Annotated in this window: 20 protein-coding genes; 9 read left to right on the top strand and 11 right to left on the bottom strand. The window is 48.0% G+C overall.

The window, feature by feature from the left end:
- Positions 1–31: 31 nt before the first annotated feature.
- The 4 genes from E8L90_RS11720 to E8L90_RS11705 all read right to left on the bottom strand — a co-directional run bounded on the left by E8L90_RS11720 (position 32) and on the right by E8L90_RS11705 (position 4,046).
- Positions 32–835, bottom strand: coding sequence for an alpha/beta hydrolase (locus E8L90_RS11720; protein WP_137029555.1), 804 nt, complete (start codon positions 833–835; stop codon positions 32–34).
- Positions 832–1,833: an ABC transporter substrate-binding protein gene (locus E8L90_RS11715; protein ID WP_137029554.1), complete on the bottom strand. Its 1,002-nt coding sequence runs from the start codon at positions 1,831–1,833 to the stop codon at positions 832–834. Before E8L90_RS11715 ends, E8L90_RS11720 begins: the two co-directional genes overlap by 4 nt.
- 46 nt (positions 1,834–1,879) lie before the next feature.
- Entirely contained in the window at positions 1,880–3,070 is a 1,191-nt protein-coding gene (locus tag E8L90_RS11710) for a helix-turn-helix domain-containing protein (protein ID WP_137029553.1), read from the bottom strand.
- Positions 3,071–3,218: 148 nt separating this feature from the next.
- On the bottom strand, positions 3,219–4,046 hold the full coding sequence (locus E8L90_RS11705) for a sulfurtransferase (protein ID WP_137029552.1): 828 nt from the start codon (positions 4,044–4,046) through the stop codon (positions 3,219–3,221).
- Positions 4,047–4,145: 99 nt separating this feature from the next.
- Between E8L90_RS11705 and E8L90_RS11700 the strand changes: the two genes are divergently transcribed.
- Positions 4,146–4,745 carry a DUF502 domain-containing protein gene (locus E8L90_RS11700; RefSeq protein ID WP_137029551.1) on the top strand — a complete coding sequence of 200 codons (600 nt, stop codon included), beginning with the start codon at positions 4,146–4,148 and terminating at the stop codon, positions 4,743–4,745.
- Positions 4,746–4,906: 161 nt separating this feature from the next.
- Here the strand turns inward: E8L90_RS11700 and E8L90_RS11695 are convergent, their stop codons facing one another.
- Both E8L90_RS11695 and E8L90_RS11690 read right to left on the bottom strand, forming a co-directional pair.
- Positions 4,907–5,149: a hypothetical protein gene (locus E8L90_RS11695; protein WP_137029550.1), complete on the bottom strand. Its 243-nt coding sequence runs from the start codon at positions 5,147–5,149 to the stop codon at positions 4,907–4,909.
- Positions 5,150–5,213: 64 nt separating this feature from the next.
- Complete coding sequence (locus tag E8L90_RS11690) at positions 5,214–5,657, bottom strand: DUF2621 domain-containing protein (protein WP_137029549.1); 444 nt, start codon at positions 5,655–5,657, stop codon at positions 5,214–5,216.
- A gap of 168 nt (positions 5,658–5,825) precedes the next feature.
- Here E8L90_RS11690 and E8L90_RS11685 point away from each other — a divergent pair, with 168 nt between their 5' ends.
- The 3 genes from E8L90_RS11685 to E8L90_RS11675 all read left to right on the top strand — a co-directional run bounded on the left by E8L90_RS11685 (position 5,826) and on the right by E8L90_RS11675 (position 7,682).
- Positions 5,826–6,200: an ATPase gene (locus E8L90_RS11685; RefSeq protein ID WP_137029548.1), complete on the top strand. Its 375-nt coding sequence runs from the start codon at positions 5,826–5,828 to the stop codon at positions 6,198–6,200.
- Positions 6,201–6,271: 71 nt separating this feature from the next.
- Complete coding sequence (locus E8L90_RS11680) at positions 6,272–7,231, top strand: tetratricopeptide repeat protein (protein ID WP_137029547.1); 960 nt, start codon at positions 6,272–6,274, stop codon at positions 7,229–7,231.
- Between the two features lie 64 nt (positions 7,232–7,295).
- On the top strand, positions 7,296–7,682 hold the full coding sequence (locus E8L90_RS11675; RefSeq protein ID WP_137029546.1) for a VOC family protein: 387 nt from the start codon (positions 7,296–7,298) through the stop codon (positions 7,680–7,682).
- Between the two features lie 80 nt (positions 7,683–7,762).
- On the opposite strand, the gene E8L90_RS11670 is transcribed toward E8L90_RS11675, so the two are convergent.
- Genes E8L90_RS11670 through E8L90_RS11660 form a run of 3 tightly spaced genes read right to left on the bottom strand, consistent with a single transcriptional unit; the run spans position 7,763 to position 10,352 of the window.
- Positions 7,763–8,569: an ABC transporter permease gene (locus E8L90_RS11670; RefSeq protein WP_137029545.1), complete on the bottom strand. Its 807-nt coding sequence runs from the start codon at positions 8,567–8,569 to the stop codon at positions 7,763–7,765.
- Positions 8,550–9,353 carry an ABC transporter ATP-binding protein gene (locus tag E8L90_RS11665; protein WP_137029544.1) on the bottom strand — a complete coding sequence of 268 codons (804 nt, stop codon included), beginning with the start codon at positions 9,351–9,353 and terminating at the stop codon, positions 8,550–8,552. Before E8L90_RS11665 ends, E8L90_RS11670 begins: the two co-directional genes overlap by 20 nt.
- 6 nt (positions 9,354–9,359) lie before the next feature.
- Positions 9,360–10,352 (bottom strand): ABC transporter substrate-binding protein, encoded by a 993-nt coding sequence (locus E8L90_RS11660; RefSeq protein ID WP_137029543.1) that lies wholly within the window; start codon positions 10,350–10,352, stop codon positions 9,360–9,362.
- A 126-nt stretch (positions 10,353–10,478) separates the two neighbouring features.
- Here E8L90_RS11660 and rnz point away from each other — a divergent pair, with 126 nt between their 5' ends.
- From rnz to E8L90_RS11640, 4 genes are all read left to right on the top strand, one after another.
- A complete protein-coding gene (gene rnz, locus E8L90_RS11655) occupies positions 10,479–11,435 on the top strand; it encodes a ribonuclease Z (RefSeq protein ID WP_137029542.1) in 957 nt (318 codons plus the stop codon).
- Between the two features lie 43 nt (positions 11,436–11,478).
- Positions 11,479–11,703 (top strand): hypothetical protein, encoded by a 225-nt coding sequence (locus E8L90_RS11650; protein WP_137029541.1) that lies wholly within the window; start codon positions 11,479–11,481, stop codon positions 11,701–11,703.
- A 26-nt stretch (positions 11,704–11,729) separates the two neighbouring features.
- On the top strand, positions 11,730–12,386 hold the full coding sequence (locus tag E8L90_RS11645; protein WP_137029540.1) for a YczE/YyaS/YitT family protein: 657 nt from the start codon (positions 11,730–11,732) through the stop codon (positions 12,384–12,386).
- A 127-nt stretch (positions 12,387–12,513) separates the two neighbouring features.
- Positions 12,514–12,603, top strand: a complete 90-nt coding sequence (locus E8L90_RS11640) for a YjcZ family sporulation protein (protein ID WP_100169674.1) — start codon at positions 12,514–12,516, stop codon at positions 12,601–12,603.
- A 115-nt stretch (positions 12,604–12,718) separates the two neighbouring features.
- Here the strand turns inward: E8L90_RS11640 and E8L90_RS11635 are convergent, their stop codons facing one another.
- Entirely contained in the window at positions 12,719–12,994 is a 276-nt protein-coding gene (locus E8L90_RS11635; RefSeq protein ID WP_137029539.1) for a stage VI sporulation protein F, read from the bottom strand.
- 187 nt (positions 12,995–13,181) lie between these two features.
- Between E8L90_RS11635 and E8L90_RS11630 the strand changes: the two genes are divergently transcribed.
- Positions 13,182–14,102 (top strand): S8 family peptidase, encoded by a 921-nt coding sequence (locus E8L90_RS11630; protein ID WP_137029538.1) that lies wholly within the window; start codon positions 13,182–13,184, stop codon positions 14,100–14,102.
- A 68-nt stretch (positions 14,103–14,170) separates the two neighbouring features.
- Here E8L90_RS11630 and E8L90_RS11625 read toward each other — a convergent pair whose 3' ends face one another.
- A complete protein-coding gene (locus tag E8L90_RS11625) occupies positions 14,171–14,497 on the bottom strand; it encodes a hypothetical protein (RefSeq protein WP_137029537.1) in 327 nt (108 codons plus the stop codon).
- Positions 14,498–14,505 lie beyond the last annotated feature (8 nt).

The following is a 14,505-nucleotide window of genomic DNA, read 5'->3' as shown; positions in this document are numbered from 1 at the left end:
CCTTTACATTTACGAAAGTAGTCTCAGAGGGCTAATCCGTAAGCACAAACCGCACAAGTCTATTAATAGCGGAAGGCAACACGCTTACGTGGCCCTCATCTTCGAATTTGATGTAGCTCACTTGAACACCTTTAGTAGCGAGTAGTTCCATACGCCGGACGACCCGTTGTGCTCCCTCGACCATGAAAGAGAGCTCATCACCGCCTACCATGACAAGCAGCTTTCCTTCATGATCGCCTTTCCATTCGGCGATGAAGCGTTCCTGCTCCCTCAATACCTCGTCATTGCCCCACCAGACGGAAGGGCTACCTGATACGACGTGAGAGAAAAGCTTCGGACGCGAGAACATCGTATACAGTGTGAAATGACCACCCAAGGAATGGCCGAAAATCGCCTGTTTATTTGGATTTACCTGCCATTCGGAAGAAATAGCTGGCATCAGCTGCTGTTCAAGGAAATCGAGGAACAAATCAGCTCCGCCATGCTCTGGCCAAGGCTCCCCATTCGGTCGGTCAGGAAGTGTAGCCGAATCCACAGGCATGGTCAGATCGTAACAACGGCGGTCCATGTCAAATGGCAGACGCGATGGATAGCCGATTCCTACAACAATGGCTGGGTTGAAGCCCTTGGGCTTGCGGGTTTGCAGCTTCACTGTCTCCGCAATTGTTCCGAACATCGCATCGCCATCCACGGCATAAATAACGGCATAGCCCTCGGGTGGGGCCTCAGCTTCTGGAATCGCAATCATAATCCGATAGTCACGACCTTGGCTTGATTGCAAAGTCCACTCTACACAATGAAGAGGGGAGTAGCCGTTTTTCTCTATGATTCTCATTTTGCAATCAATCCTTTCACATCGTCAATGACTTTCCTATGTGCGATCAGGCCGCCACTTAACCAGTGATCTCCCTCTACTTTAAACGTACGACCGTTCTTCACAGCCTCCATGCTTTTCCAAACAGGACTCTCTGTCAAATCTTTTTCGAACGCATCCCCCGTACCAGCGTCATTGATGAGGAAAATATAGTCCGCATCCAGATCAGGTAAGCTCTCTAGTGATAAATTGATGTCGCCGCCGGATACAACCTGGCTCGGCAAAAAGCCTAGCTCATTAGTAAGTACGTATCCACTGAAGAAATCGTACTTGATGAAGAACATCCCTCTACCATTGAAGCGAATGATTGCGGCTTTTTTGCCTTGGATATGAGGGGCCAGCTCCTTTTTGGCTGCCTCGACATGCTCCTTATATGTCTGCAAAGCTTTTTCAGCTTCCGCCGATTTGCCCAACAGATCGCCAACCACGCGTACGGAAGATTCAAGATCATTATTTGCTTGCTTGAACACATATGTCGGAGCGATCATCTTATATTTATCGTACACGCCGCTTTCGATATGGTTGGCATTGTGCAAGAGGATGAGGTCTGGCTCATGGGCCATAACCGCTTCTGGCTCTGGAGGCAATCCACCAGTGAAGGCAATGGACGGCACATCTTTTAGCTTATCTTGCAAATACATTTTCGGTCTTGAGCCAGATGACCATTGCACGATCGGAGCAACGCCCAGTGCGACCAAAGTATCTTCCAGATTGGGAGCGAATATTTTGGTAGGTGCGGCAGGCAATGTCACCTCGTTACCCATTTCATCTTTTAGTACCCGTGGGTAGGCAAGCTGGTCAGAAGAGCTCTTTGCTGATCCTTCGGTACTCCCGGTCGCGGACGAATCGACCTTTTGCGTCACTGCCTCACTGCTTGCATTGTTCCCGCAACCTGCTGCCAGTCCAGCAGCGAGCATCGTCGTGGTTAGCATCAGCGCAAGGCTTGTTTTCTTTGTCATACTAGTGGAATCCCCTCTCGATGATAATGTTTCTCACTGGAAAACATTATAATTCACCCAAGAAAGGGGCTCCATGGACAACACCTTGAATCTCATTTGGACTTTTCCCCGTTACCATCAGCAGCATCTCATCCAGCATCCGGTTCATGGCAACAGGTGAATACTCGTACCACGGATTAGAAGGCAAGGGATAGAGGTATCCATTTTGAACAGCGCGAAGTCCTCTCCAAAGCGAATGATGCTGTAGCGTCAGCCAGCTTAGGCGTGTCGACTCATCCAGACAAACGAACAACAGGATTCGCTCCGGGTCTAAGCTCGCAAGCTGCTCAAGCGTGATTGGCCGATTGCAAGGTTCCGTTTCCTCTTCCACAAGAGAAAGCTGCAAATCGTCGCATAGAAGCTCCTTCATCCCCTTGTTGTTGTAGAGATGGATGCTATCCCGATAGAGTCGAATGATCGCAAATTTATCTTGCTTGAGCATGGATTGCAGGTCTGCGCGAATAGCAGCAGCCTTCGCTTCATAAAAAGCGATCCAGGAGTCACAAGCAGCTTCTTTGCCCGTGTAGTTGGCAACTTCACGTAATTGCTCTCTCCAGCTAGAAGATTGGAGGGTCAAGACGTCTATGCCATGTGTGGACAAGCATTGCTTGGTAGTCTCGGGAAGCTCTATGTGGCTAATGACAATATCCGGCTTGGCAGCCAAAAGCATGATTTCCTGATCGTCATCGTTCCACGGTGTTTCGACCGCTTTTAGATGAACCGCGATCTGTTGCTGATACTGCTGATAGTAATAGGGGGTCCATTTCGCATCCAAAGGAGCAGCGACTGGTATAATCCCCAGTACGACTAGATGTCCCAGTAGGGAAGGGGAGTAGACGGCAACTTTGCGCTCGGAAACTTTTTCATACGCGGAGGGGGATACTCCCACTTTCTTTTTAAACTTCCGACTGAAGTAAAACTCATCGCTATACCCGATTGTTTTCGCAATATCCCGCAGCTTCATATCTGTCTCGCGTAACAATCGCTTGGCGTGATTGATACGCAGACTCGTTACATAGTCCATGACACTTTGTCCGTATGCCTTCTTGAACGAATCACCAAAATAGCTCGGACTTAAGTTCGCCATCGCTGCCAACGTAGTTACGTTTAACGAGCGATCGAAGTTACAGATCATATAGGCTCGAACCTCGTTGAGGGACATTTGGCGACTAAGCTCGTATTCTTCGTTATGCTTCATGAATCCATCCACCTTTTCAGGCAAGTGCACAAGTTTGTGATAATGATAATTATTATCTATGAATGTTAGCGAAAATGATAGAGGAAGAAAAAAAGACGACCGCTCCCCGTATCGTAGGGAAGCGATCGCCGCCAGGCCAATTATGGAATTACTCTTCGCCGGTAGCTACCGGATTATTAGGATACGAGCTCCAATCACTCCAACTGCCCAAATACAATTTCACATCGGTTCGACCAGCAGCATGGAAAGCGAGCAAATTGGAGCAAGCTGTCACGCCTGAGCCACAATAGACGATCAATTCTTTATCAGCATAAGGGGCGAGACGCTTTTGCAGCTCATCTGTCGGAAGCATCGTCTGATCAGCTGTGAGGTTGTCCTTGTAAAAGAAATTGTGCGCCCCGGGTATGTGACCAGCTTTTGCATCGATTGGCTCGTTCTCGCCACGGTAGCGTTCTGGTGCGCGAGAATCAAGCAATACTGTTTGCTCACTTCGACTCTTCACTCCCTCAATGTCAACAAGCATGTCGTGGCGGACATGTGGGACGAACTCTCGAGCTTGTACAGCAGGTACTTCTGCTGTTACCTCATAGCCAGCCTTTTTCCAAGCAGCGTATCCGCCGTCGAGTACAGCTACCTGATCGTGACCCAGGTATCGCAGCAGCCACCATAGCCGTCCTGCCATTGCCATTTCCTGATCATCGTAGGCGATGACAGTCGTATTAGCATCGATTCCCGCATTTGAAAAATGGGCAGCCAGCAGATCCGTATCTGGTAGAGGATGACGTCCACCATGCTCGCTTTTGGAGCCAGAAAGGTCACGGTTCAAATGAAAGTAGAGGGCTTGCGGGATATGATCCTTCGTGTATTCCTCTGCACCTGCTTCAGAAGCACTTAAAGCAAAACGACAATCGACGATCACCAAATTTTCATCGTTCAGATGATCCTTGAGCCATTGAGGTGTGACAAGTGCTTGCATGAATCTCCCTACTTTCTCTTTTTTTCTTCATCATAGCAGATGGCAATCCAATCAGGTACAATAATTACGGTTAAGTGGTTAGAAGAGAGGAGGAGAGAGATGAAGCGTTTCATTCGCTATTTTTTAGAGGGGTTATTGTTTGTCAGTCCTTTGGCAGTGACGATTTATATTTTGTACTGGATTTTCACGACCGTGGATAACTGGTTCTATCGACTGGTCCATAAGTGGTTTAATCTCCAAATTCCCGGACTTGGTGTCCTCTTGACTATACTCGGCATTACGATTATAGGTTTCCTTGCATCCAATGTCCTGACACGCGGAGTGCTTTCGCTCGTGTCCACCATCTTCGAGAAAGTGCCGTTTATCAAACTCATTTATACGTCCATCAAGGATTTGATCGGAGCGTTTGTAGGGGAGAAGAAGAGCTTTGACAAGCCAGTGCTCGTGACGCTATCCAAGGATGGAAATGCAAAGGCCATTGGGTTCGTTACAAAGGAAAGCCTCGATTCTTTCGGTCTCACAGACCACGTAGCGGTCTATCTGCCGCAGTCGTACAATTTTGCAGGAAATCTCCTGTTGTTTCCGAGCGATCAGGTACAGCTGCTTGATACGGAAAGCTCAGAAGTCATGGCATTCCTGGTATCAGGTGGGGTATCCGGAGGGCAGCAAAACGTAACCAAAAAAAGCAACCATGCTTAAATCATACAAACCTCCAATTCCACTAATCTTGTGGTTTTGGAGGTTTGTTGTTTGCGAACCAAAAGGTAACGCGCAAACCGTTGTGTTAAAAAACGAATTTCGACCTTTCTACACAAAAAAGACACCCAAACGAATTTGAGTGCCTTTTCATTTTAATAACGTTAGCTGCTAAAAAATCCACTATGGCTGGAATATTTGCGACGGTAGTGACGATGACCGTATTTTCGATGCCCCATCTTCCATGAAGGCCGATATCGGTAATCACTGCTGCTGTACTTGTGATAGCCACGTCCGGTCATTTTCCATAAGAACCGGGCGCCTTTCTTAAAGAGAACCGCCACAATGACAATCGCAACGATCAATATAACGAAACCGATCCCCAAAATCGTGAGTATGACTGACATCCACATCGTCTCCTTGCCAAAAAGGTCTTACCTTTTTTACGGACGACTCCACAGGAAGTTTCAATTATCCCTCGGCATTCAAATATTTCTCATAGGGCGTGTAGTCGATTTCTTTGGATTTCAGGTGGGCAATCAGCCATTTGTGGTCACGTTTGGGAGTTGCTACGATGTACCCCTTTACAATCAAATCTGTTGTAATGGTGGCTGCTTTCTCTTCCAGCGCGATCTGGCCGATTTTCGCTGCGATGGAACGTCTGGCAACATCGCGAAACAACTGTGGCACAGGATCAACCAATTCATTGAGCAAGGTCAGACCCTCATCTGTCCAGAGCGCGCGTGTCTGATCAATGTAATGATCCTGCCAATCCAAGTCAGATTTTCCGTCTTGCTTGGGCATGGACTTGAGAAATTTGCGGAACATGAAATACCCGCCAATCGCCATCAGACTTACGAGAACAATGGTCCAGCCAACGATAAACAGGGAAAACCCTGTAGACATTTCACCCATACCTTGTACACCTCATTACCAATTTCCATTCACTAGTAAAAATTGTACCTTATTTTGATTCAGGCAACAAACTTTTTGTGCATTTGCCAATCCTTAGGGGTTTTCTCTTCCCAAGAACACATACAATTTAGTATGATTAGAATTAATCTTTATTAGGAGTTGACGCTCATGTTCAAGCTTGGACAACGCGTCGTCATTGTTGCCGACTCCTTCGAGCAAGGTTTGCCTTTAGGTGAATACGGTTACCTGATTGCTCGTGACCGCAATCCGGACAGCGCATTTTCCTGGGTTTTACGCATTCCGAAAATTGATAAGCATATCGCCGTTGTAGAAGAGGATATCGTCTTGGAGGAGCAATTGCTTGCGGAAGAAGCAAATCGCATCTCGCATGAGGCTTTACTTGATTTTGCATTGGCAACAAGGAACGAAGCACTGTTTCGACAACTGATGGGCATGGAAGATGCAGAAGAGGCAAATGACGAACCCGCGAAGGAATCAATGGAGGAATTTATCCGTAAAGTAAATATCAAAGCATGGATCTAATTGGCGGTTTTCCTTATGTGGAGAATCGTTCTTTTGAAACTTTTGTGAGGAAATGAAAGCGAGGCTGTTTCATGTCTGAATTTGTGACGTTTACCAATGAGCTTGGTCAAACCATCGATATGTCCCGCGAGGATTACCAGAAAAAAATAATTCCGCAAAATCTGGATAAGTACTGGGATGAAAAAGAAAAGCTTCGCGATTTTGCGATGGAGTTGGTGAAGGGTCAATTTCATGAGCAAGCCGCTGTCGCTGCCGACAGGCTTCTCGAATTATACGGGCCAATTGAGTCTGCTCTTATTTTCCGTGCAGTCGTTCATATGCAGGCGAGAGAGTTTGAAAGTGCTAAAAAAATCCTGACAGATTGTCTGGAACGATTCCCGTCATCGGGTACGGCTTGCACCAATTTGGCAAAAATCTTCGCGTTTGAGGGAGATGAGCCAAAAGCGATCGAGACCCTACATACAGGATTACACAAAGACCCGAATCAAGAAAATGGCTTGAACATGTTTGTCGAGAGCTTTGTGCAAAGAGGGATAAAGGATGAGCTGAAAGGGCAGCTGGAGGCGCTGGCAAGTAAAGAAGGCGCTTGGAGACCACAGCTACAGCTGGCTCGTCTTGCTTTGACGGAGGAGGACCTCCTGAATGCGATGAAATGGTACATGGTAGCGATTGAAGGAGCGAAGGACCGCTTTGAGGTCGTGATGACTGTGACTGGTGAATTGGGACAAGCAGGTTATGTCTATCAATTGATTCAGATTTGTGAAAAGTTCTGGACGCCAGATTTCCCGTATCCGTATGCAGGCTTTAACTATGCCAACGCTCTGTTGGCGACCGATCAAATGGAAAAGGCAATTGCCATCCTGCGAAACATGCAAGAGCATTTGCCAGATAATTACAAGCCAATGGTCGATCACTTCCTGAATCGAGTACCTGGAGCGATAGAAATGGAAGCAGCCGCCCAACAGAAAGACGTCGAGAGCCAAATGGATGATCCGACGGCGAAGAAGAGCAAGTGGAAGTTTTGGAAGTAAATCGATAGCTAGAGCGCCCGGCATTTCGCTGTCGGGCGTTTTTCTGTAAGAAGGGGACTGTGCGATGCTGCATCATGTGGAAGTGTATGTCTCCAACCTGGCACGCTCCAATGATTTTTGGGGCTGGTTACTGGAGGGGGAACTGGGCTATACGCGATATCAAGAATGGGCCAGTGGGGTAAGTTGGAAACAAAACGGTACTTATCTGGTTTTTGTCCAGGCAGAAGAGCGATTCCTCGACATTCCGTATCATCGGTGTCGAGTCGGTTTGAATCATCTAGCATTTTATGCAAGGGATCGAGAACATGTGGAAAAGCTGCGGGAGGAGGTTGCTCGTCGGGGTATCTCTTTACTCTATCAGGATCGGCATCCGCATGCTGGAGGCGAGGGACATTATGCTTTGTTTTTCGAGGACCCAGATAGAATAAAGGTCGAGATCGTGGCCCCCTGACCTCGTCAGAACCTATTGGTCCATGAAAAAACGGTGCAATCATCCCCGGTAGATGGTTAGCACCGTTTTTTAGAAGCCATCTATTTAAACTGGCTGGTGAGCAGCCGCTCTACATAGGCTACGCCTTGATACATCAGGGTGGCGATGACTGCGATAATGGCTAAGCTCATCATGACCAGGGTGAAATTAAACACTTGGAAGCCGTATATGATCAAATACCCCAAGCCTTGCTGGGATACAAGAAATTCTCCAACGATGACGCCCACCCACGAAAGTCCGACATTCACCTTCAGCGTGGCGAGAAGGGTTGGGATGGTAGCTGGCAAAATGACGAGCGTGAAGATTTGCCGTTTGCTCCCTCCGAGTGTTTGCACGACTTTGACGTAATTTTGATTGACTTCCTTGAAGCTGGTGTAGACGTTGATCGTGGTGATGATGATCGAGATCGCGCACCCCATAGCTATGACGGAGAGCAAACCTGGACCAAAGCCGACGATGAAAACCGGACCGAGGGCTACCTTTGGCATACTGTTGGCAATAACCAGGTAAGGCTCTAGTACGCGGGAGAGAAAAGGGGACCACCATATGATCGTGGCCATGACGGTTCCCAGAATCGTTCCTAAGAGAAAGCCGATAATCGTTTCCCATACGGTTAAGCCGACATGCGGGAGAAGACTGCCATCTTGCAGCTGCAACCAAAATTGAGCCCAAATTTTGGTGGGATAGCTGAAGATGAGCGCATTAATGGTATTGGTTCGAGCCAATAGCTCCCATAAGCCGAGAAAAACGAGAAAGAGGAACAGTTGTGTGGCAAAGACGGAAAAGCTCATTCGCTTTTCTAGCTGCAAGTAGCGGCGGTGGACGGATTCAATTTCCTTTGGCTGCATCAGACACTACCTCCATCTCTTTCCACACGCGATGGAACAAGTCTTGGAATCCATCATGATTTCTAGCGTCGAATGGCAGAGCATCCCGGATCGGGCTAGGTACGACAATCTCGCTATTGATACGTCCCGGGTTGCGTGAAAAGATATAGACGCGATCGCCCATCGCGATCGATTCGGAGAGATCATGTGTCACAAGGACTGCCGTTTTTTTATGCCGACGCAGTGTTGAAAAGATCAAGTCTTCGAGCTTGAGTTTGGTCTGGTAGTCCAATGCCGAAAATGGTTCGTCGAGCAACAGCACATCAGGTTGACAGGCGAGTGTTCGGACGAGTGCAACCCGTTGCCGCATGCCGCCTGACAGTTGCAGGGGAGAGGATTTGCGCACATCAGACAGTTCCATTTCATCGAGCAGATGCAGGGCGTACTCCTCTGTTTCCTTGGAGCGGATGCCTTGGATATCGAGTCCGAGAAACACGTTGTCTTCGATGGAACGCCAATTGAACAAATAATCTTGCTGAAGCATGTAGCCAACTTGCCTAGACGTTCCGGTGACTTTACTTCCGTCGATCCACACCTTGCCTGCTGTCGGCTTCTCAAGCCCTGCAATGAGTGAGAGCAGCGTCGTCTTTCCACAACCGCTGGGACCAACCAGACAAATGAATTCGCCTTCCTCCACGCGCAGGTTAATGTCTTGGACCGCCATGAACGCCCTGGTCGTGGATAAATAAAGATGGGTCACGTGGCCGAGTTCTATTTTTGCCGGCGTAGAAGAAATCTGCTTCATGACGGCCTATTTCCCTTCCTTGGATTGGATAGCAAATGTGGTGTTTACCAGCTTGGTGTAATCAGCGCGTTGCTTTAATTCACCAGCGGAATCCATAATATCTTGTAGCTGGTTCCATTCCTTTTCGTCCAGAATGGGATCTGTTGCATAAGAGCCCTGCCCCAGGTAACGCTGTACGGCGGTTTCCAAAATCGTTGGATCGATTTGCTCGAAGTACTTGCCAATCACATTTGCCGTTTCTTTTGCACTGTGGCTGGCAACCCACTGTTGCCCTTTGTAGACCGCATTGGTAAACTTTTGGATAGCTGTTGCGTTGCTGTCGAGATAGCTTTGTTTTGTCATGAAGACGGTATAAGGAACGGTTCCGCTCTCTGTGCCAAAAGAGGCTACGACATGGCCGATTCCTTCCTGTTCAAAGCGGGAGGCTTCCGGTTCAAACAGCTGTACATACGCTCCGGTACCAGATGCAAAGGAAGACGCAATATTTTTGAATTCGATATTCTGAATGAGTTCCAGGTCGCCTTGCGGATTGATTTTGTGCTTTTTGAGTACATACTCTCCGACCATTTGCGGCATGCCGCCTTTACGTTGCCCCAGGAAGACACTGCCCTTTAGCTTGTCGAAAGTAAAGTCATCCATTTTGTTGCGGGAGACGAGGAAGGTACCGTCTGTCTGTGTGAGCTGCGCAAAATTGACAACTGGATCGACAGCTCCTTGCAAAGAGACGTAGATGCTGGTCTCGGAGCCGACGAGCGCGACCTCGATGCCGCCAGATAACAGTGCCGACATCACTTTATCTCCGCCAGGTATGGTTGAGAGCTCCACTTCCAGACCTTCTTCCTTGAAAAATCCTTTTTCAAGTGCGACATATTGCGGGGCGTAAAACAAAGAACGAGTCACTTCACCAATTCTTATTTTTTCGGGAGTGCTGGAGCAGCCAGTCAAGACGGCCGTCATAGCGAAAAAAGCGGCCAGCCCCAGCGCCAAAAATCGTTTCATGATTAGGAGTCCCTCCTTGCTAGGCTTTGTATGTTGTAGGCTATGCGCCCAGATAAAAAAGGGTGAATGCCTAGAGATAGAGACAGGCACATGATGAGGGAAGGCCACAAAGGAGATGGACATAGCGTGATCGTTACATTTTTAGGCACCGGATCAGGTGCACCCACTACGCGAAGAAACGTGAGTGGGATCGGCTTGCGATTTTTACAGGCAGGAAAGTGGTGGTTGTTTGACTGCGGAGAGGGGACTCAACACCAGCTACTGCGAGCACCGATGAAAATTAGTCAATTGGATAAAATTTTTATCACCCATCTGCATGGGGATCATCTGTACGGACTGATCGGACTGCTTGCGAGCAGGTCTTTGCGCAATACCGAACCGACTCCGTTAGAGCTGTACGGACCACCAGGGCTCGACAGATATTTTCGAGCGATCATGGAGGCAAGTCCGGTTCATTTGCAATATCCGTTGGAAATAAAAATCGTCAGTGAGGGCGTAATCTACGAGGACGAAGAGCTCGTGGTGAGCTGTCGAATGGCGAAGCATCGCGTGCCTTCGTTTGCTTATGCTGTGATGGAAAAGGAGAAGACAGGAGCCTTTCAAGTAGAATTGGCAAAGCAGGCAGGGGTGCCGTCAGGGCCGTTATTTGGAGCCTTGAAGAGAGGAGAACAGGTCACACTTGAGGATGGTCGTGTTCTGGACGGAAAGGACTTCGTCGGAGAGCCGCAGCCAGGACGCAAAATCGTCTTTAGTGGAGATACGGAGCCGAGCCAGGCGGTATTGGAGCTGGCAAAAGGGGCGGATTTGCTCGTCCACGAAGCGACCTACGCTCATCACGACAAGGAGCTGGCGACAAGAAGCGGGCATTCTACAGCACTTGAGGCGGCTCAAATTGCTAAAGAAGCGGGCGTGAAAGAACTGTGTCTGACTCACTTCAGTCCACGTTATGAAGATGAAGACGGAGATTTTTCGATGGAGGATCTGTTAGCGGAGGCACAGCAAATTTTTCCGGCGACTCAATTGGCTGATGATCTCGGTAGCATTTCTGTAAAGCGAGAGAGAAACGATGGGAGAAAGCCATAATCCTTGCTATAATGAATGATCACGATGGAGGAGGTGGGGGAGCATGAAGCGGATTACTTTTGCTACACCAGAAGAACTTATTCAACATTGCCAGTCGGAAGAAGTCAGCCTCGTTGTCGAATATCGAGACGAAGGGAACAAGCAACGCCAAGTCATTTTGACGGGAGAGCAGCTTGCAGAGGCACAGACCTACCTGAACTTCTCCAAATCCGAAGCGTATTACCGGAAGGACGGACTTTTTTACGAAGTCATTGCAGACTGGAAGTAAAACACATCGTCAGGAGATGAGCAGACGTGTCTGGCAAAGGGTTCAACCGATCGATCGCAGTTCGCTACTTGATGTTTGTACTAGGCTTGTTCGTTGGTGCTTTCGGTACGGTACTGGCCATTAAAGCAAACCTCGGTGTAGCACCTTGGGAAACCTTTCACATCGGCCTGCAAAAAACATTTGGATTAACGATTGGCCTATGGTCTCAGATCGTAGGAGTCGTTGTCATTTTCGCCACGTATTTGGTGGCAAAAATCAAACCTAATTTTGGAATGTTCTTAAATATGGTTTGCTTTGGCGTTTTTCTTGATCTTATCTTATGGTTGGATTTTATTCCTGAGGTGCAATCAATCTGGGCGAGAGTCGTGATGTTTCTCGCAGGTGTTGTTGTTTTGGCTGTCGGAATCGGGATGTATTTATCTCCTTCTCTAGGAGCGGGTCCGCGCGACAGCTTCATGCTGGCGATGAACGAGCGTCTTGGCTGGAGTATCCAGCGAGTCCGCCTCATCATAGAAGTAACCGTCCTGCTTGCGGGGACTGCTTTGGGTGGACCTGTGTCAATCGGCACGATACTGATAGCGCTGTTAACGGGACCGCTGATTCAACGGACGATTCCATTTTGGCGTCAAGTTATGAAAAAGCAGTATGGTCTGCCACATCCAGCAGAAAGACAAGCGAGCTAATCTCCATTCCATTTGCCAGTCACTGTGAAAAATACAGGAAAAACGGTCTTGTATAGGCGAGGGTCCAATCATCCTTAAGCATTCGCACATACAGTATGACTAGTTGCTGGCAAAGGAGGGAAAGCGAATGAGTCTGTTCAACGGAGGATTTGACGACTTTGCTTTAATACTGGTGTTGTTCGTATTGCTCGTTATCGTGGCTTGCTCTTGCGACTAACGAAAACACTGGGTAGCTTCGCCAAGAGGGAGAGCGATTTTTTCGCTCTCTCTTTTGTTTTTGCAAAAAAAAGCTTCGCCAATCAAAGAGGGGCGAAGCCAAGGGGAGACATATCTTATCCGAGGCGATCATGCACTTGCTTTTTTACACTGGACATTTGCTGGTCGGACAATTTGACACCGACCGCCTTGCTAACTTTTTTAATCAGCTCGCTTAATTTTTTGTCGTCCCTCAAATCTTTCATGGAGAAGTCTCTTGCCAACGATCGCACATCGCCCATCGTCCATTTTTTCTTGCTTTTCTTGTTGATGGATTTCAATAAATCACGTGGACTGCCCTTCTTCGCTTTGAGCTTGACTTTTGCTCTTGCTTTTCCTTTTGCGTTTGCCACGATGCTTCGCTCCTTTCAAAGGAATACGTCTGCCCTATGCAGTTATATGGAAAAGCAAGGGAGTTCGCTTGGACAGATTCACGCCGCTATTCGCCTATTTTGCTTAACGTTGTGCAATGGCCCAAACCCATAGGGGGAGGCCTGACATAGGATGAGTCAGAACGACGCATGACAGGAGGCTAGTAGGTTGAAAATTGTCAGCTTTCATCGGGATACGCCGTTTACCGAGATACTGTCAGATTTGAAAACCAAGGTTCTGACCAAAACCGAGAGACTTCCATGGCGATGCTATGATGACCTTTCTTGCTTGTGTGTCAAACAAAAGATTTTTGAGCAGCATGAGGAGCTTTTTCGAAGGTATAAAGCGATGGTGGAAGAGAACATTACCGTAAGCGTTCATGCGCAAGGGGAGGATGAAATCCCGTGGGGCGTGCGATATGTGGGGGCACAGAGATTGTGGCGAAAGGGGCGTGGAGCAGGCGTCAAGGTCGCTGTCATCGATACGGGAATCTCCCGCGATCATTTTGATTTGAAGGATCAAATTAAAGGTGGCGTCCAGCTAGTGCGCGGCAAACAAAATGGACACGGGACGCATGTTGCAGGGATCATCGTAGCTGAGATGAACCAAAGAGGAATTGTCGGTGTTTCTCCAGAGGCCCATTTGTATGACGTCCGTGCTTTTGATCATGAAGGTCAATCATCTTTGTCGACCATTTTGCAGGCCCTGCAATGGTCGATAGCCAATAAGATGGATGTAATCAACATGAGCTTTGGCATGCCCCAGTATAGCGAAGCAATGGCGAGAGCAGTAAATCGGGCCCATCAACAAGGAATCGTATTGGTAGCTTCTGCAGGTAACGGAGGGGCAGAAGTGGAGTATCCAGCGCGGTACGATGGTGTTTTAGGGGTTAGCGCGATTGATCAAACGGGAAAATTGGCATCGTTCAGTGCGAGAGGCAAGGGCGCAAATATGAAGGCACCCGGGGTTGATATCTTGTCTACATGGCCGGGAAATCAATTTAAAAAGCTAAATGGTACTTCGATGGCTGCCCCGCATGTGGCAGGACTGAAGGCATTAGAAATTGGTCGCAAGCGAAAAAAAGCATAGCGTCTCTACAAAAAAACAGCTCCGAGGCTAAAAATGAAGCCAAGGAGCTGTTGCTTTTTATAAACGAATTATTGATGGATTTTGGTGTCATGGTCTTGCTGGACACGGAACCATATATTAAGATCGTTAATAACACTGGCCAATTCGTGGATCTCGCTGTTCAATTCGCAAGACCTTACGAAATTTTCTTCTTCGGACATTTGTCTGGTTTTCTCGATAATGACCGTTTCTACCCGGTGTATTTTATCCGGAATGGTCGCGCGGATTTCTTCCCATTCCAGCAACATGTCCGCTCTTTCTACAGTTGAATAATCTTCCCATTCCAGATGCAGTACGGGAAGCCGTATACCTAGCCGTTCATCATGGATAAATTGATAGCGCAAAGGTGAACTCACTCCTCTCC

Origin of the sequence: Brevibacillus antibioticus (assembly GCF_005217615.1) — a bacterium.
GTDB classification, from domain to species: domain Bacteria; phylum Bacillota; class Bacilli; order Brevibacillales; family Brevibacillaceae; genus Brevibacillus; species Brevibacillus antibioticus.
Note: the sequence above shows the minus strand (reverse complement) of the source record. Positions and strands in the feature narration are given on the sequence as shown.